Source organism: Pseudomonas sp. Tul2A7 (genome assembly GCF_054790505.1).
On the sequence record NZ_CP186499.1, the window covers coordinates 268,455 to 286,627 of the forward strand.

The 18,173-nt window shown below is 59.5% G+C and carries 18 protein-coding genes; all 18 read right to left on the bottom strand.

Features of this window, described 5'->3' with window-relative positions; all coding sequences use genetic code 11:
* Window positions 1-86: 86 nt before the first annotated feature.
* Complete coding sequence (locus ACOYXJ_RS01340) at window positions 87-1,448, bottom strand: flagellar hook-length control protein FliK (protein ID WP_460367511.1); 1,362 nt, start codon at window positions 1,446-1,448, stop codon at window positions 87-89.
* Between the two features lie 104 nt (window positions 1,449-1,552).
* Entirely contained in the window at window positions 1,553-1,900 is a 348-nt protein-coding gene (locus ACOYXJ_RS01345; protein WP_150795309.1) for an Hpt domain-containing protein, read from the bottom strand.
* 31 nt (window positions 1,901-1,931) lie between these two features.
* Window positions 1,932-3,635, bottom strand: a complete 1,704-nt coding sequence (locus tag ACOYXJ_RS01350) for an ATP-binding SpoIIE family protein phosphatase (protein WP_460367513.1) — start codon at window positions 3,633-3,635, stop codon at window positions 1,932-1,934.
* 5 nt (window positions 3,636-3,640) lie between these two features.
* Window positions 3,641-3,946, bottom strand: coding sequence for an STAS domain-containing protein (locus tag ACOYXJ_RS01355; RefSeq protein WP_095122690.1), 306 nt, complete (start codon window positions 3,944-3,946; stop codon window positions 3,641-3,643).
* Between the two features lie 190 nt (window positions 3,947-4,136).
* On the bottom strand, window positions 4,137-4,589 hold the full coding sequence (gene fliJ, locus ACOYXJ_RS01360) for a flagellar export protein FliJ (protein WP_034153294.1): 453 nt from the start codon (window positions 4,587-4,589) through the stop codon (window positions 4,137-4,139).
* A 6-nt stretch (window positions 4,590-4,595) separates the two neighbouring features.
* The gene (gene fliI / locus ACOYXJ_RS01365; protein WP_095122692.1) at window positions 4,596-5,954 is read right to left on the bottom strand and encodes a flagellar protein export ATPase FliI; all 1,359 of its coding nucleotides are present in this window, start codon (window positions 5,952-5,954) and stop codon (window positions 4,596-4,598) included.
* Complete coding sequence (gene fliH / locus ACOYXJ_RS01370) at window positions 5,944-6,750, bottom strand: flagellar assembly protein FliH (protein WP_095122693.1); 807 nt, start codon at window positions 6,748-6,750, stop codon at window positions 5,944-5,946. Before fliH ends, fliI begins: the two co-directional genes overlap by 11 nt.
* Before the next feature lie 4 nt (window positions 6,751-6,754).
* Window positions 6,755-7,774, bottom strand: coding sequence for a flagellar motor switch protein FliG (gene fliG / locus ACOYXJ_RS01375; RefSeq protein ID WP_016771079.1), 1,020 nt, complete (start codon window positions 7,772-7,774; stop codon window positions 6,755-6,757).
* On the bottom strand, window positions 7,767-9,554 hold the full coding sequence (gene fliF / locus ACOYXJ_RS01380) for a flagellar basal-body MS-ring/collar protein FliF (protein ID WP_038363829.1): 1,788 nt from the start codon (window positions 9,552-9,554) through the stop codon (window positions 7,767-7,769). Before fliF ends, fliG begins: the two co-directional genes overlap by 8 nt.
* Before the next feature lie 15 nt (window positions 9,555-9,569).
* A complete protein-coding gene (fliE, locus tag ACOYXJ_RS01385; RefSeq protein ID WP_095122696.1) occupies window positions 9,570-9,899 on the bottom strand; it encodes a flagellar hook-basal body complex protein FliE in 330 nt (109 codons plus the stop codon).
* 128 nt (window positions 9,900-10,027) lie between these two features.
* Window positions 10,028-11,419 (bottom strand): sigma-54-dependent transcriptional regulator, encoded by a 1,392-nt coding sequence (locus ACOYXJ_RS01390; protein WP_460367517.1) that lies wholly within the window; start codon window positions 11,417-11,419, stop codon window positions 10,028-10,030.
* A 5-nt stretch (window positions 11,420-11,424) separates the two neighbouring features.
* A complete protein-coding gene (locus ACOYXJ_RS01395) occupies window positions 11,425-12,618 on the bottom strand; it encodes a sensor histidine kinase (protein WP_180988111.1) in 1,194 nt (397 codons plus the stop codon).
* Window positions 12,619-12,745: 127 nt separating this feature from the next.
* A complete protein-coding gene (locus tag ACOYXJ_RS01400; RefSeq protein ID WP_007920053.1) occupies window positions 12,746-14,221 on the bottom strand; it encodes a sigma-54 dependent transcriptional regulator in 1,476 nt (491 codons plus the stop codon).
* Between the two features lie 172 nt (window positions 14,222-14,393).
* Window positions 14,394-14,690, bottom strand: coding sequence for a flagellar protein FliT (locus tag ACOYXJ_RS01405; RefSeq protein WP_095122700.1), 297 nt, complete (start codon window positions 14,688-14,690; stop codon window positions 14,394-14,396).
* Between the two features lie 11 nt (window positions 14,691-14,701).
* Window positions 14,702-15,100, bottom strand: coding sequence for a flagellar export chaperone FliS (fliS, locus tag ACOYXJ_RS01410; protein ID WP_095122701.1), 399 nt, complete (start codon window positions 15,098-15,100; stop codon window positions 14,702-14,704).
* A gap of 129 nt (window positions 15,101-15,229) precedes the next feature.
* On the bottom strand, window positions 15,230-16,672 hold the full coding sequence (fliD, locus tag ACOYXJ_RS01415; RefSeq protein ID WP_095122703.1) for a flagellar filament capping protein FliD: 1,443 nt from the start codon (window positions 16,670-16,672) through the stop codon (window positions 15,230-15,232).
* An 82-nt stretch (window positions 16,673-16,754) separates the two neighbouring features.
* A complete protein-coding gene (locus ACOYXJ_RS01420; RefSeq protein ID WP_007920057.1) occupies window positions 16,755-17,111 on the bottom strand; it encodes a flagellar protein FlaG in 357 nt (118 codons plus the stop codon).
* Between the two features lie 73 nt (window positions 17,112-17,184).
* On the bottom strand, window positions 17,185-18,036 hold the full coding sequence (locus tag ACOYXJ_RS01425; RefSeq protein ID WP_007920059.1) for a flagellin domain-containing protein: 852 nt from the start codon (window positions 18,034-18,036) through the stop codon (window positions 17,185-17,187).
* Between the last annotated feature and the right edge of the window lie 137 nt (window positions 18,037-18,173).

The window sequence follows — 18,173 nt, forward strand, 5'->3', positions numbered from 1 at the left end:
TATCCGGTCGGCGTACTTCACAAGCATCCCCCAATCAGTCCCCTCTCCCTCCGGGAGAGGGCTAGGGTGAGGGGCTGTTGATTTGATCAGGCGTAGTAGTCGACGGCGCTGCTGCCGATCACGCTGGTGGTTTGCGCAGCGGCTTCAGCAATGGCGGCAGGCGCCAATTCTTCATCCGCCGAATCGAGGCGACCGCCGGCAGCGCTGGTGCGACCGCTCTGGCCCTGATGCGCCTGCTCCTGACCTTGCTGACCCTGCCAGCCACGACTCTGGTCGGAGACATTGACGTCAACCTGGCCCATGCCCTGCTGGTTGAACATGTCGCGCAGACGATGCATCTGCCCGTCGAGCGCTTCACGCACGCTTGGATGCGCGCTCATGAACGTGACCTGGGTCTGCTGGTCAGGGACCATATTCACGCGGATGTCCAGACGGCCCAACTCGGCCGGCTGCAACTGAATATCCGCCGCCTTCAGATTGGCGCTCGACAGATACATGACGCGGTTGACGATTTCTTCGGTCCAGCCGCTCTGATGCATGGCGATCGGCTGATTCACCGGCACCGCGTTCGCGGTCTTCGGCGTGGCGGCTTGAGTCAATGCCGCCAGACGGTTGGCGAAGTCATCCACGCGGGTATCGCTGGTCGCCGTCTTGAGATCTTTGAGGCCATCGTCGATCAAACCACTGAAGGCTTTTTCGCCGCCCTGGCTGGTGCTGTCCTTGTCGGCTTGCACGTCGAGCATGCTGGCCATGCCGGCAGCGAAGTTCTGCGCCGCAGTCAATTCACCGTCGGCCTGAGCCTGAGCAGGCGTCGTTTTCGGTTGCGCCTGGCTGGCGGCGGAAATGTGCCCGCCCTGCTCCATCGCCATGCGCACGGCCGGTAGCGAGTCGAGCGGATCGGCCGAAGGGTCGAAATCGCTGTCGGTGGTCGGTGCCGGATCTTTGACCATACCCGGCAATGCGGCGAGCGCAGGTGTTTCAGCTTCAGGCTGGGCGGTGGCGACAACAGCCGGGGCTTGCGCCACTGGCGCCGTGACCACTGGCTGCACAGCGGCGACCAATGCCGGATCAAGCGTCGGGTCAACCGGCGCAGCATCCACCACTGGGGTCTGGGCGCTGTCGTCGCTGCTGGCGGCGGTGTCATCGGTCGCTACGGTTTTATCAGCAGGCAAGTCGTTGCCGCTGTCGGCAACTGCCGGTTGTGCAGCGGCAGACTGATCCTTGCCGATATCCTTTTTGCCGCTGTTGTCGGCGACCTTGTCGCGCAACGACTTTGGCGAATTATCGGTGCTGGCGACAGGCTTGCCCGACCCCTGATCGGCGAACACCTTAGCGAAACTTGAGGCTTTATCCCCAGTGTCTACGGCCATCGCCGACGTTTTGGCCGAGGCGGCTTGCGCCTTGGCCTGAGCGGCATTCTGAAGCAGGATGTTGGGGGTCGCAGGCATGAAACGGTCTCCGCTGCACTGGGATCGTAGGTACAGTTACGGAGATAGCTGCAAGTGCCGGGCCAGTTTCGCCCGACGCTTGAGAAAAGCGCCGGGCGGCGGGATCAGTGCGTGTGAGCGGGATGTTTTTCGCGTTCGTAAACCGGGCGAACTTCAGCAAATTCGCCACTGATCTCAGCGACCAGTTTGACTATTTCCGCCGGGCTCTTGTCTTTGGCGTCCGATTCGAGTTCCTGGCAGAGCGCCGCCAAGCGGACAGCGCCCATGTTGCTGGCGCTGCCCTTGAAACTATGGGCAACTTCCGACAACACCTTGGCATCAGAGGTCTTTTGCAACTCGCCCAAGCGACTTTCCGAATCCGCCAGAAAGGTATCCAGAAGCTCCGGATAACCCTCCTCCATGACTTCGCGCAGTACGCTCAGCGCCTCGCGATCAATATGTGTGTCAGTCACTTGTTCACTCCTTGATCAAGAATTGCGCGAATTATGCCTCAACCTCCCAGGAAAACTCCACGCGAGCACTACGACCTTCGTCCGACCAACTGGCGTTATGCCCCAATTGCCGGACCAGACTGACGCCGCGTCCCGACAAACGGATACCGTCCAGCGGACGCTCCATGACCCGCGCCACATCAAATCCCTTGCCGCTGTCTTCAACCCGAATCACCAGACAACCGCCCTCGCCTTGTGGCTGCACCTGCAAATGCACGCGTACGAAACCGTCCTGCAGCGCCTCGAGACGATCATTGCGCTGCTGATAGTAGCGAGCGAAACCCGCCGCATCGCGCTTGAGACTGGAATCCAGACCGAGCACGCCATGCTCCAGCGCATTGGAATACAACTCGGCGAGCACGCTATACAAAGCACCACTCTGCGCCCGCAACCCATGCACCTCAAGCAGCAACTGCAGCAGGTACGGCAACGGATTGAAACGCTTGAGCGTGGCGCCACGGAATTCGAAACTCACCGACCAGTCGAGCGGGCACGACTGGCCGCTGTCGGAATACACCGGCGCCGACGGCTTGACCTGCGCCGTTTCCAGCAGGCTGACCTCGACCATGCTGACATCGTCGCGCGCCTCGCCGCGAAAATCCCGCAGCGCCAGTTCGATATCCTCAAACAAGCGGTCCGGCTCGCGATTGGCAGCGAACACCTGCTGCAAGCGCTCGACGCCGAACAACTGATCGTTGGCATCACTGGTGTCGATGACGCCGTCAGACAGCAGAAAAACCCGATCCCCGACCGTCATCGAATGCACTTCAGTACGGTCATCGAACGCTTGCGGGCTCAGCACACCGAGCGGCAAATGACGTGCGCTCAGTGGCTCGCGCTCGCCCGTGGCGATCCGGTGCAAATACCCATCGGGCATTCCGCCATTCCATACTTCTACAGAACGTCGCTGAAAGCTCAGGCACAGCAGCGTCGCACAGCAAAACATGTCCACCGGGAGGATACGTTTGAGCTTTGCGTTCATTTCACGCAGGGTTTCGGCCAAGCCATATCCCTTGGCGGTCATGCCATAGAACACCTCGGCCAGTGGCATCGCGCCCACCGCTGCCGGCAAGCCGTGACCGGTGAAATCGCCGAGCAACACATGCATGTCACCCGCCGGCGTGTACGCCGCCAGCAGCAAGTCGCCGTTGAACAGCGCGTATGGCGATTGCAGGTAGCGAATATTCGGCGCGCTGAGGCAACCGGAGTGCGCCACCTTGTCGAACACCGCTTTGGCCACGCGTTGCTCGTTTAGCAGGTAATCATGGTGTTTGGCGATCAGGTCGCGCTGTTGCAGCACGGTCGCCTGCAAGCGGCGCAGGCGATCCATCGCCTTGATTTTGGCGGCAAGGATCACCTGGTTGTAAGGCTTCGCCAGAAAGTCGTCACCACCCGCCTCCAGACAACGGGCCAGCGCTTCGCTTTCGGTCAGCGACGTCAGGAAGATGATCGGCACAAGCATTTCGCCGGCCAACGCCTTGATCTGCCTTGCGGCCTCAAAGCCGTCCATCACCGGCATCATCGCGTCCATCAAGACCAGATCGGGTTGCTGTCGGCGAAACAGATCGAGCGCCTCGGCACCGTTGGCCGCCGTCAGGACTTCATGGCCCTGGCGACGGACGATGGTCGACAGCAATAAGCGATCGGCGGCACTGTCTTCGGCGATCAGAATGGTCAGCGGCTCTTGCACCTGCATGGCCGTCAACTGATGTCGAAGAGCTTGTCGAAATTGGAGATGGCGAGGATCTTGCGCACATCGGAGTTGCTGTTGACAACCCGCACGTCCGAGTTATCGCCGCCGGCGTGATCGCGCAGCAGGAGCAGCATGCCCAGCGCGGAACTGTCGAGATAGGTGGCTTCTTTCAGATCGACCACGATGGATTCAGGCTTGGTGTCGAGCCGCTCATAGGACTCGCGAAACTCCTGATGGCGACCAAAATCAAAGCGACCCTTGACCAAAATCGTCAGTTTTTGACCATCTGGAGAGACTTCTGTAACGACTGACATTGACTGGCTTCCTTGTCATTGACGAACCTGTACAAGGTTTAGCACTTGGACAGGGTTGCAGCAAGGCACATCACTGGAACAAATGTGGGAGCGAGCCTGCTCGCGAAAGCGTCGTGCCAGTCAACACTTGAGTCAACTGACCGAATGCCTTCGCGAGCAGGCTCGCTCCCACAGGGTTTAGCGGCGCGGCTTAGAACGGGTTTTGTCGCGGTAAACGCTGCGACAGCTCATCAAGCAACTTCTGCTCACGCTTGTCTTCAAGGCGTTGCGCCTCTTCGCGATAACGCTGCACCAGTTTACGCAGCCCCTCGACCTTGGCGAACGCCTGTTGCCATTCCTCGCGAGCCTTGTCGAGCTTGTTCTGGTGCCAGACCAGGCTCTGCCGCTGCTGATCAACCGCAGTGTCGAGTTGCGCCAGAAAGCCCTGAAAACCGAGCAGCCATTGCCCGCTTACGCCGGTGCTGCCGCGCACGATCCATTGCTGCGAGTAATCCAGCCGGAAGGCATTGAGGTCAGCCAGTTTGCTTTCCGCGACTTTCACCTGGCCCTGAAAATAGCCCAGCCGTTGCACGGCAGTTTTCTCGGCCTGCTCGGCCATGTCCACCACCGGCGCCAGACGCGCGGCTCGACTGACAGTGGCCATGACCGGTTAGCCGCCCGCCGCAGGGGCGAACAGGGTTTCGAGATAGGCCTGGCTTTCGCCCATGTTGATTTTGTCGTTGAGGCCCTGACGCTGATACCGGACCAACTGCGGTTGCAGGGAAATCGCCATGTCGGTTTCGCGATCGCCACCGGCCACGTAGGCACCGACGCTGATCAGGTCGCGGCTCTGCTGATAACGCGACCACAACTGTTTGAAGTATTGAGCGCGCTGCATGTGTTCCGCCGAGACCACGGCCGGCATTACCCGGCTGATCGAGGCTTCGATGTCGATGGCCGGATAGTGCCCCTCTTCGGCCAGACGCCGGGACAGCACGATGTGGCCGTCGAGTACGCCTCGGGCCGAGTCGGCAATCGGGTCTTGCTGATCATCGCCTTCGGACAGCACGGTGTAGAACGCGGTGATCGAACCACCGCCCTTCTCCGCGTTACCAGCGCGCTCCACCAGTTTCGGCAACTTGGCGAACACCGAAGGCGGATAACCCTTGGTCGCGGGCGGCTCGCCGATTGCGAGAGCGATTTCCCGCTGGGCCTGAGCGAAACGGGTCAGCGAATCCATCAGCAACAGGACGTTCTTGCCCTTGTCGCGGAAATATTCGGCGATGCGTGTGCAGTACATCGCTGCGCGCAGACGCATCAGCGGCGCATCGTCCGCCGGAGATGCGACAACGACGGAACGCTTGAGGCCTTCTTCACCGAGGCTGTGCTCGATGAATTCCTTAACTTCTCGACCCCGCTCACCGATCAGGCCGACGACGATAATGTCGGCCTCGGTGAAGCGCGTCATCATGCCGAGCAACACCGATTTACCGACACCGGTACCGGCGAACAGACCCAGACGCTGGCCACGACCGACCGTCAACAAACCGTTGATGCAGCGGATGCCGACGTCGAGCGGCACGCTGATCGGGTCACGGTTGAGCGGGTTGATCGTCGGGCCATCCATCGGCACCCAGTCTTCGGCTTTCATGCCGCCCTTGCCGTCCAGCGCACGTCCGGCGCCATCGAGCACGCGCCCGAGCATGCTCATGCCCATCGGCAAACGACCGGTATCAGCCAGTGGCACCACACGGGCGCCGGGGGCAATACCAGCGACGCTGCCGACCGGCATCAGAAAGACTTTGCTGCCGGAAAAGCCCATGACTTCCGCTTCCACCTGCGACGGGTGATAGCTGTCGTCATTGATCACCAGACAGCGCGTGCCCATGGCCGCACGCAGGCCTTCGGCTTCGAGGGTGAGGCCAACCATGCGCAGCAGGCGACCTTCAAGAATCGGCGCGCCGGCAATCTCGGTGGCCTCAGCGTAAGTGCTCAGGCGCTTGGCGAAACTGGTGCGTTCAAGGCGCATCGGATTGGTCCGCGAGCGGCTCTTCAGGCGTGGCCGCCGGTTTTACGTCTTCGGGAATATCCAGGCTCAGATCCGCATCGGCCGGATGCAAGGCCTGCTCGTGTAACTGATCAAGCAGTTTCGCCATGACCTGAGCCACGCGGGTTTCGATGCTGGCATCGATGCGGCTGTGCTCGGTTTCGACCCGGCAGCCGCCCGGCAACAGCGATTCGTCTTCGACAATGCGCCAGGTTTCCTCATGACGCTCGCGCAAGGCCTTGGCCTGTTCGAAGTCCTGCGGATTGACGTACAGGCGCACGTTATCGACGCCCAGCGGCAACAGCTTGAGGGCGTCGCGCATGACGTGTTCGATCTGGCTGGAATCGATGGCCAGTTCGCGCTTGATCACCTGTTTGGTGATGTGTTGCACGAGGTCGACCAACGATTTTTCGATCTGCGTATCTTGCTCGGCGATCGGCTCAAACAGGTTCACCATCAGTTGCTCGAGGCTGGCAAGTTTGGCGCTGAGCGCCACCTCGGCTTCCTGACGCACCTTGAGCGTGGCGCTGTGAAAACCCTCCTTCTCGCCGATGCCGAAGCCCTCGTTGTAAGCCTCCTGACGGATGCTTTCGAGTTCTTCCAGGGTCAGTGGCTGGACTTCCTCCAGCGGCACCTCTTCCATTTCCGGCGGTTCTGGCTCCGGCTCTGGCTCGGGTTCCGGCTTCGGCGGATCGAAGCTGGGCATCGCCCAGGATTCGAAACCACGGACATCGCGGGCACGGATCAGATCCGTCACATCGTCGTCGTGCTTGTCCATGGGCTTAGATCATTTCCTCGCCACCCTTGCCACCGAGGACGATTTCGCCGGCTTCGGCCATACGACGGGCAATGGTGAGGATTTCTTTCTGTGCGGTTTCGACGTCGCTGACGCGCACCGGGCCTTTGGCCTCAAGGTCGTCGCGCAACAGTTCGGCAGCACGCTTGGACATGTTCTTGAAGATCTTCTCTTTGACGCCTTCGTCCGAACCCTTGAGGGCCAGCACCAGCACGTCGGAAGACACTTCGCGCAGCAACGCCTGAATGCCACGGTCGTCGACATCGGCAAGGTTGTTGAACACGAACATGAGGTCTTCGATCTGACCGGACAGGTCTTCGTCGACTTCGCGGATCGAGTCCATGAGCTGGCCTTCGATCGAGCTGTCGAGGAAGTTCATGATGTCCGCCGCGCGCTTGATGCCACCCAGGGTGGTGCGCGAGGCATTCGAGTTGCCGGAGAACTGCTTCTCGAGAATCTGGTTGAGCTCTTTCAATGCCGCTGGCTGCACGGTGTTCAACGACGAGACGCGCAGGATGATGTCCAGACGCACCTTGTGATCGAAGTTGCCGAGTACTTCACCGGCCTGATCCGGGTCGAGGTATGCGACCACGATTGCCTGAATCTGCGGGTGTTCGTAACGGATCACGTCGGCAACCGCGCGCGGCTCCATCCATTTCAGGCTGTCGAGGCCACTGGTGTTGCCACCGAGCAGGATGCGGTCGATCAGGCCGTTGGCCTTGTCTTCACCCAGGGCCTGGGTGAGCATTTTGCGCACGTAGTCGTCGGAACCGACGCCCAGGCTGGTCTGGTCGCCGACGATGTCGACGAACTCGCTCATGACCTGCTCGACCTGTTCGCGATGGACGTTGCCCATCTGCGCCATGGCCACACCCACACGCTGCACCTCTTTCGGGCCCATGTGGCGCAGCACTTGCGCGGCATCGGTCGAACCCAGGGACAGCAGCAGAATCGCGGCTTTGTCGACCTTGGTCAGCTTGACGGTTGCGGCTCGGTTATCACTCATCTGCGTTAATCCACTCTTTCACGACCTGAGCCACACGACCCGGATCCTCGGCCACAAGGCTCTTGATTGCATTCAGTTGCGCGTCATAACCCTCACTCGGGCTCGGCAACAGAATGCTCTGCGGACCACCGAGGCTCACGCGGTCGTTGGAAAGTTCGCCGTCCAGGCCGCCCATGCCACCGAGTTCCACGTCGCTGCCAAGACCGGCCAGCTCCTTGCCTTTGCCGCCGCCGGTGATGTTGTTGAGCACCGGACGCAGCACACCAAACACCAGCACCAGGATAAACAACACACCCAGCACTTGTTTGACGATGTCCCAGAACCATGGCTGGGAGTAGAACGGAATATCGGCAATCACTTCGCCGCGCTCGGCGGAGAACGGCATGTTGATCACGCTGACGCTGTCGCCACGGCTGGCGTCGAAACCGACCGCGTCCTGGACCAGACGGGTGAAGCGCGCCAATTCGTCGGCGCTCCACGGCGCACGGCTGGTTTCGCCGTTGGCCGCGTTGACCTTGACCTGATCGTCGACAACCACCGACACCGACAGACGATTCAGGCGACCCTGCTGCTGCTTGGTGTGGCTGATGGAACGGTCGAGCTCGAAGTTCTTGGTCGATTGCTGACGCTTGTCGGCCGGGTACGGCGCGAGCATCGGCTGGCCGGTGGCCGGATCCATGATCTGCTGACCGTTGGCGTCAACCAATGGCTGACCTGGCTGCACCATCGCGGCTGGCGCTGCGGCACCACCGGTGGTTTGCGGCGCCGAGGCTGGCGACGGCGGCTGGTTGCTCAGGGCACCCGGCACGCCTTGCGGGCCATTGCTGGCGGTGCGTTGTTCGTTGACCGATTGTTCGCTGCGCAACGCCGGTTGATCAGGGTTGAACTGCTCGGCGGTCGACTCGACAGCGTTGAAATCGATATCAGCCGAAACTTCCGCCTTGTAGCGATCGTTGCCCAATACCGGTTGCAGGATGTTGTGCACGCGCTGGGTGAGCATGCTTTCCATGCGGCGGCTGTAATCGAACTGCTTGCCGGCCATGGTCATTTCGGAGTTCTCCGCCTGATCGGAGAGCAGGTTGCCCTTCTGATCGACGACGGTGATCTGCGATTTGCTCAGCTCGGGAACGGAGGTCGCCACCAGGTTGATGATCGCGATGACCTGACCTGGCTCCAGCGAACGACCGGAGTACAACTCGACCAATACCGAAGCACTTGGCTTGCGCTCATCACGGACGAACACCGAGCTCTTCGGAATGGCCAGGTGCACGCGGGCACCCTTGACGTTGTTCAGGCTGGAAATGGTCCGCGCCAGCTCACCTTCGAGGCCACGACGGTAACGCGTCGCTTCCATGAACTGACTGGTGCCCAGACCTTGTTCCTTGTCGAGGATTTCGAAACCGATGTTGCCGTCGCTGGGAGTGACACCAGCAGCGGCGAGTTTCATCCGTGCACGAGACAGGTCATCGGCCTTGACCAGCAAGGCGCCGGAGTTCGGTTCAACGGTGTAAGGGATGTCGGCGGAGGCCAGGGTGTCCATGACCTGCTTGGCGTCCATGCCGGCAAGGCTGCCGTACAACGGACGGTAATCCGGCTGCTGCGACCACAGCACCACGGCAAAGCCAATCGCCACGCTCGCAGCCAGGCCGACCAACAGGCCCACCTGACGCAGCATGGTCATCTCGGAGAGGTTTTCCAGGAAGGACAGGCCGAACAACGGCGGTTTGCCGTCTATCGGGGTGGCCTTGGCCGGAACGTTATCGGCGACTGCTTCTGCCATGACTCAATCTCGTCCTTAAACCGGCATCTGCATGATGTCTTGATAAGCCTGAACCAGCTTGTTGCGTACCTGGGTCAGAGCCTGGAACGACACGCTGGCTTTTTGCGAAGCGACCATCACGTCCGTCAGGTCGACGCCGCTTTTGCCCACTTCAAAGGCATTGGCCAACTGAGTCGACGCGGTCTGGGTATCGCTGACCTTGTTGATCGCCTGACCGAGCATGTCGGAAAAGCTGCTGCCTCCCAGCTCAGGGACAGCGGTCGTCGATTTCGGTGCAGACATGGCGTCCAATTTCATGGCCTTCATGTCCATCATCAACCGATTAAATTCAATACCTTGGCTCATGGTCTACTCTCTTGGGCGGCCCGCAATTTTTTGACACTCACTCGGCGGGTACACAGGTATTAGCAACAAGGGTGCCAGCTCATGGGCACCCCTTTCAGAAAAGCGTTTTCAAATCGTTGCGGCAGACGTCAGGTGGCGAACAGATAACCTTCGACGTCCATCCCGGCATCGCGCATTTGCGCCAGTTTGTAGCGCAGGGTGCGCGGGCTGATGCCGAGCTTTTCTGCGGCTTCCTTGCGGCGGCCACGTTCGGCGCGCAGGGTGTCGATGATCATCTGAAACTCCCGGCGGCGCAGGTCATCGCCCAGGGCGCCGGCCGAATCCGTTTCGATTTCCACCTCGCGGAGCACCGCTGAAACCGGCGCGGCGACTGGCATCGCGGTGTACGTCACGGGACCGGCCAGACAGAAATCCTGCGGCTGAATCAAACCGCCCTGCTGCAAGATCAACGCACGCTGAATGGCGTTATCCAGCTCGCGCACATTGCCCGGCCATGGGTAAGCGGTCAGGCACGCTTGCGCGTCAGGCGAGAGTTTCGCCGCCGCATGCTTCATTTTATTGACGTGTTTGGCCAACAACCTTTCGGCCAGCGGCAGGATATCGGCAGTGCGCTCGCGAAGTGGACGCCAGGCCAGTGGGAAAACCGACAAACGGTAAAAAAGGTCTTCACGGAAACGCCCCGCCGCTACTTCGCCCGCCAGATCGCGGTTGGTGGTGGCGACCACACGAATATCCAAGGCAATGGGTTTGCGCGCGCCAACCCGCTCGACTTCGCGTTCTTGCAGCACGCGAAGCAATTTGGCTTGCAGGCCCAGAGGCATTTCGGAGATTTCGTCGAGCAACAGCGTGCCGCCATCGGCCTGCTCGAACTTGCCGGCCTGCGCGGCGATGGCTCCCGTGAACGAGCCCTTCTCGTGGCCGAACAACGTGGCCTCGAGCATGTTGTCCGGGATCGCCGCGCAGTTGATCGCAATGAACGGCTGACTGGCGCGATGGGATTGCTGGTGAATGTAGCGCGCCAACACTTCTTTACCGGTACCGGACTCGCCGGAAATCAGCACCGTGGAGTCGCTGCGTGCAACGCGCGCGGCCAACTCGAGCAGTTGCGCGCTCGCCGGCTCGACCGCGATCGGGCCTTCGCTTTCGCTCGCGCCAATATTGCCCAGCGCATGCCGCGCGACCAGATCGAGCAAGGCTTTAGGCTCGAAAGGTTTGACCAGATAGTCCGCTGCACCTTGGCGCATCGCATCGACCGCGCGCTCAACGGCGCCATGGGCAGTCATCAGCAACACCGGCAACTGCGGCTGACGAGCGCGCAACAATGAGAGCAATTGATGTCCGTCCATGCCTGGCATGTTGACGTCGCTGACCACCAGGCTGAATGCTTCGCGAGCGACCGCGGTCAACGCCTCCTCAGCGCTACCGACCGCATGGTAGTCATGGCCGGCCAACAACAACGTATCGGTCAGCGCTTCGCGCAACGAACGGTCATCCTCGACCAGCAAAACCTTGATGCCCATGTCGTTTACTCAGCTCCCTGTGCAGCGGAAAACAGCGGCAGGATGACCTGCGCGCACGTGCCGCGGCCGACCCGCGAACGCAACTGCAATTGTCCCTGATGCGCCCGTGCCACCGCCTTGACCACGGTCAGCCCGAGGCCAGTGCCGGTCACTTTGGTGGTGAAAAACGGCTCGCCCAGACGCTCCAGCACCAAGGGCTCGATTCCGCTGCCACTGTCGCTGACGCTGATGCGCAAGGCGTTGTCGCGGGTGTAGCAATGCACTTTCAGGCGCACGTCTGCGGCACTGGCCTGAATCGCATTTTCGATCAAATTCAAAAGCGCACCGACCAGCGTATCGCGATTGCACAACAGCTCTCCGGCATGACTGTCGCACTGCCAGCGGATTGGCAGATCCTGCACATGGGTCAGCGCCGCCGCCTGCAACGCCTGCATCAAAGCGTTCGGAGTGAGGCGATCAGTCAACGGCAATTCACCGCGAGCGAACACCAGCATGTCGCGCACCTGGTGCTCCAATTCATGCAGGCGCTCTTTCAGGCGCCCGGCGAAACGCTGCTGAGTGGCGACTGGCAGTTCCTGCTCAGTCAAATGACTGGCGTAGAGCAAAGCGGCGGACAGCGGCGTGCGGATCTGGTGGGCCAGCGAAGCGACCATCCGCCCCAACGAAGACAATCGTTCGTGGCGCGCCAACTGGTCTTGCAAATGGCGGGTTTCCGTCAGGTCGTTGAGCAACACCAATTGCCCAGGCTCGGCGTCCAGCGAACGCGTAGCAATCGACAGGCGTCGGCCGTTTTTCAGGGAAATTTCGTGACCGTCGTCCTCACGCGGGGCAAAGCAGCGAGCAATCACGTGGCGCCACAGCTCGCCTTCCAACGGCAGACCCAACAGTTCGATTGCCGCCGGATTGGCTTCGACGACGATACCGTGGCCATCGATCACGATGACGCCACCAGGCAACAAATCGAGGAGGTTTTGCAGACGGTTGGCCAGACGCTCTTTTTCCGCCAGCTCCTGCATACGCTGGGCGCTGACCACAGCCAGTTCACCCTTGAGCTCGGTGACCCGCGCTTCAAGCATGCTGTAGGAGTCCGTCAGTTGACTGGACATTTGGCTGAAAAGCTCGAAGGCCTGCTCAAGACCCTGTCGGCTTGCCTGCTCTACGGAGGACGGTTGCCCCTCGGGACTGGAGGCAGAAGACATCTGGGCGGCTTGGGGCATTGTGCTTCTCGCTTGGCTGACCGTCAGTTAAACGGAACGTTGCGAGGGCTGTAGCAATACCCGTGCCTAAAAAAAACTGCTTATAAATGAAGCAGTTGAAAAACAGGCGTCAATCCTCCGCCTGTTCATCTCCATCGCGCCGGCTCATGCCGTATTTGCGCATCTTCTCGACCAGGGTGGTACGACGGATGCGCAGGCGCTCAGCGGCACGCGCCACAATGCCATTGGCATCGTCCAGTGCCTGCTGGATCAAGCCCTGCTCCAGACCACCCAGGTAGTCTTTCAGGTCCAGGCCTTCCGGCGGCAGCATGGCGTTGGCGGTGAAGTCCGGCGTGTGGCCGTTAATCGCCACGCGCTCTTCAAGATCGCTGCGCAGGCTGTCGACCATTTGCTCGTCTTCGTCGTCGACGTAGCGGAATTTCTTCGGCAACTCGACCACGCCGATCACCCCGTACGGATGCATGATCGCCATGCGCTCGACGAGGTTGGCCAGCTCGCGAACGTTACCTGGCCAGCCGTGACGGCACAGCGACATGATCGCTGCCGAGTTGAAGCGGATTGAACCGCGCTTCTCGTGCTCCATGCGCGAGATCAGTTCGTTCATCAGCAACGGAATGTCTTCGACACGCTCACGCAACGGCGCCATCTCGATCGGGAACACGTTCAGGCGATAGTAGAGGTCTTCGCGGAAAGTGCCGATCTCGATCATGCTTTCGAGATTCTTGTGCGTTGCCGCGATGATGCGCACGTCGACGCTCTGGGTCTTGTTGCTGCCCACGCGCTCGAAGGTGCGTTCCTGCAGGACGCGCAGCAGTTTGACCTGCATTGGCAGCGGCATGTCGCCGATTTCGTCGAGGAACAGCGTACCGCCGTTGGCCAGCTCGAAACGACCGGCACGGCTGGTGATTGCACCGGTGAAGGCACCCTTCTCGTGACCGAACAATTCGCTTTCGAGCAGCTCTGCCGGGATCGCCCCGCAGTTGACTGGTACGAACGGCGCATCGCGGCGCTTGGAGTGGTAATGCAGGTTTCGCGCAACCACTTCCTTGCCGGTCCCCGACTCGCCGAGGATCAACACACTGGCGTCGGTGTCGGCGACTTGCTGCATCATCTGACGCACGTGCTGGATCGCACGGCTGGTGCCGACAAGGCTGCGGAACAGGTTGGGTTCGCGATGACGACCGCGCTCGCGGGCCTGGTCATACATCTCGCGATAGACCTGGGCACGGTGCAGCGAATCGAGCAATTTGCTGTAGCTGGGCGGCATTTCGAGGGTCGAAAGCACACGACGACGCTGGTCTTCAGGCAAGTCGACGGAAGAATTATCGCCCATCAACAAAACCGGAAGGAACTCATCCCAGGTTGAGAGTGTCTTTAGCAAGCCCAAAAGCGCGCCAGGAGCATTAACCGTCCCGATCAGTACGCAAATGACCTCACGACTAGACGACAAAGAGCCGACTGCCTGCTGCCAGTCATGGCTGCCGCAGGGTAAATTTTCTTCGCCAAGAAAATTTAGAATCACCGCCAGGTCGCGGCGGCGGACGCTATCGTCATCGATCAGCAGAATTTTGGTTTCACGCCACATGCAATAGCAACTTCCCTAGTCAACTCAATGCCCGAAATTAGGGGCAAGCGAGACGCTTGCAGGACACCATGTGCCTGTAGACGCCTGAAATCTGAAAACAGCCACTAGTTAAGTCAAAAAACCGTGCACAGTCAAATTTATGGCGCACATGTCTGGATTAACTGAGTGTTAATTAACCAAACAGATGGTAAACCTTTGCCGCGTTCTGCGCTTGGGTGATCTGCGACATCTCGTTCGCAATTGCTTGCCGCTCACCCATGGCCACCTCAAGAAGCTCCTTGTAGACATGGAGCAACTCTTCAAGATTGTCGCGCAACGCGACCTCGTCCAGCGAAGCCTCAGCCATGACGTCTTCCATGCAGGAACGGCAAGCCAGATCCAGCTCGCCAATGGCTTCCCAATTACGCTCGGCCAAAGCTGTGACCAACGCTTCACGGGTATCGGCGATTCGCTGCAATACAAGACTCATGACGATCTCCTTCAGAACTGCGGAGCTGGCGTAGGCGCGATCGCGTCCCAGCCTTCTTTTACCGTACTCAGCAGACCTGCAACCTCGTCGAGAATGCGCAGATCGCTGCTGATGTTCGCCTCGGCGAGGCGCTTCATCATGTAGATATACAGCCCATCCAGGTCCGCCAGCGTATCCGCACTGTTTTCCAGATCCAGACCTTCGCGCAGACCACTGACAATGCCGATCGCCTTGCTGATCGAAGTGCATTTGCCTGGAATATCCTTGCGCTCGATGGCGCCTTTGGCCTGAGCGATACGCGCCAGTCCACCTTCCATCAACATTTGCACCAGACGGTGCGGGCTCGCTTCGGATGTCTGAGCGTGTGCGCCGACTTTCTGATACTGCCGAAGGGCTAACATCGGATTCATGTTCTACCTCATTGCCACAATGACTCGTATAACCAGTGTATCGCCAACGAATCACAAAACTTTAGAGCAGAAGACAAAAACCCGGCACACGCCGATAAAGCGTAGCCGGGTTTTTGTCGTTCCTGCCCGTTACTTCGCGGATTGCTGCGCGTTCAGCGAGCTGAAGAACGACGTGATATTGCTTGCCGTAGCCTTCATCTGCCCTACCAGCAAGTCCATGGCGTTGTACTTGGCAGTCAACGTCTTGGTCAGGTTGGCCACACGCAGGTCCAGCGCCAATTGCTGCGACGTGAGGCTGCGGGTGTTGTTGTTCAGAATGGTCATGCGCTGATCAAGCAAACCGGTGGTGGTTTTACCATCAGCAGAAGCTTTGAGGTAAGGATCGACCGCTTTGCTCATGCGCGCCAACAGACCGTTTTTGTCGTCGGTGCCGGAGAACAGCTGCTGCACCTGGCCCGTCATGCCTGGCTGAGACATAGCCTTGTTGAAGGCAGTAGCGTCCAACGTCAGCTTACCGGTGTCACGATCAGTCATGACACCAATCTGCGACAGCACACCCAGCTCGCCTGGCGACGAAGTGGTCAACTGAGCTCGAATATCGGCAATCAACGTACGCGGCAGAGAATCACCGGTAAACGCCGCCTGCACCGTCAACTTGCCATCTTCGTCCGTCGTTGCCTTGGACAGGCTGTCGATGGTGGTCTTGAGCGTGTTGAAAGCATCGACGAACTGCTGAACCGAAGCCTGCAAACCCTTGGTGTTGGTATCGACAGAGACCTTCACCGCCGTAGGGCTGGCTTCCACCAGGTTCATGGTCAGGCCACTGATGGCGCCGCTCACGGTGTTGCTCTTGCTGGTAACGGCAAGACCATCAATGGTCAGCTTCGCATCCTTGGCAATATCGCCCACAGACCCGGAATCACCCGCGGTCGGGGTGGCAGACATGACCTTGGTGCCATCAATTTCCAGACCGGCAATACCACTGACGCTCAGGTCGGAGCCCGCGCCAGTCTTGCTGGAGCTGATCACCAGACGCGAAGCACCCGAGCTGTCGGTCACAATGTTGGCGGAAATGCCGTTGACACCCTGCGCCTTGTTGATGGCGTCACGGGTGGTCTGCAAGGTGGCATTGGCCGGAATATCGACATTGTAATCAGTGCCATTCTGACTGATTTTCAGGGTACCACTCGGAATGGCACTGGCCGCACCGCCGGCAAACGATGCACTGGCTACTTTCGAGCCGGTGGCCAGGTTATTCACCACGACACTGTATGTACCCGAAACAGCCGTGTTATCGGAGGTAGCGGTCAGTGTTGTCGGGGTAGCCGAGGTCGCCGTGTAGCCGGCAAACGCAGGGTTGGTCTTGCTGCCCAGATCGGTCATTGCCTTCTGGTAGGCGGCCAATGCGCTTTTCAGCGTACCGACACCGGAAATCTTCAGGGTGTTGGTTTTGGTCGCATTATCGATCTGCGTCTGCTTCGGCGACTTGTCGGCGTTGACCAGCGCGGTCACGATCGCGCCGATGTCCAGGCCGGAACCCAGTCCGGAACCCGGTAGAATTGGACTTGCCATGTGCATCTCCCTTCAGATTGTTGCCATTCTTTTGACCGTTACATGCGTCTTGAGAACGGACAAACACTATTCATGCCAGCTATCAGACTTTGGCGTCGAACAACACGTGACTGGCGTTGGCCAGACTGTCTGCCAGCTTCAAGGCTTCTGCGGAGGGAATCTGTCGAACGACCTCACCCGTCTCGCTTGCGATCACTTTGACAATGACCTTGCCGGAATGCTCGTCAATCGAGAACTCCAGATTGCGCTTGATCGACTGTACAAACTTTTCGATCTCCTGCACCGCCAGTTTCAGTTTGGCGTCGTCCGAATCCTGACTCTTCGCAGCGACCGGCGCTTCAGTCTTGGCAACTTTAGGCGTCTCTGACGGTTTGTCAGCAACCGGCGTTACTGGCTTGGGAGCCGGATAAGACACGTTAAGCTTTACGCTCATGTCCATGCCCATCACCTCTTAACGTAAAAAGGCGAGAGAGCGCGACCAGCGCACTCCCCCGCCCAAACTCGATCCGAAATTACTGAAGCAGCTTCAGTACAGCGGAAGGCAGTTGGTTGGCTTGAGCCAGAACAGAGGTCGAAGCCTGTTGCAGGGTTTGCTGCTTGGTCAGGTTAGCAGTCTCTGCGGCGAAGTCGGTATCTTGTACGCGACCTTGTGCAGCAGTGGTGTTCTCGGTGATGTTCTGCAAGTTCTGGATGGTGCTGGTCAGACGGTTTTGCGAAGCACCCAGGCTGGCACGAGTTGCACCGATGGCAGCGATTGCAGCGTCGATCGCGGTGATCGCGTTGTCGATGTTCTGCGAAGCGCCAGTTACGGTAGCACCGGTCAGGGACAGAGTACCGCTACCTACCGACAGGCTTACTGCGTCGAACTTGGAGCTCAGTACCAGGTCGATGTGGTTAGCCGAACCGGTGTTTGCGCCCACTTGCAGGGTCACAGTACCAGCCGAACCGTCCAGCAGGTTTTTGCCGTTCAGGTTGGTCGAAGCCGAGATACGGGTGATCTCGTCGGACATCTGAGCGAATTCAGCGTTGGTAGCGGTCTGGTCAGCAGTGCCGTTGGTACCGTTACGTGCTTTAACAGCCAGTTCACGCATACGCTGCAGGATGTCGGTAGTAGCTTGCAGAGCGCCTTCAGCGGTCTGGGCAACGGAGATACCGTCGTTGGCGTTCTGGATGGCTTGGGTGTTACCACGGATCTGCGAGGACATACGGTTCGAGATCTGCAGGCCAGCGGCGTCGTCTTTAGCGCTGTTGATTTTCAGGCCGGAAGACAGGCGCTGCATCGAAGTCGACAGAGCGTCGGAAGCGCGGTTCAGGTTTTTCTGAACGTTCAACGACGTGGTGTTGGTGTTTACTGTTAAAGCCATGACGAATTCCTCGTTGGTTGGGTACTGCGGCTTCCGGCCCTGGCAACCGCCGGGTATGGCCTAGAGAACCTTCGTAATAGTTATCGTCGGGATTGCAGGTTGCTTGAGGGCTTTTTGAAAAAATTTTGCCATCACCC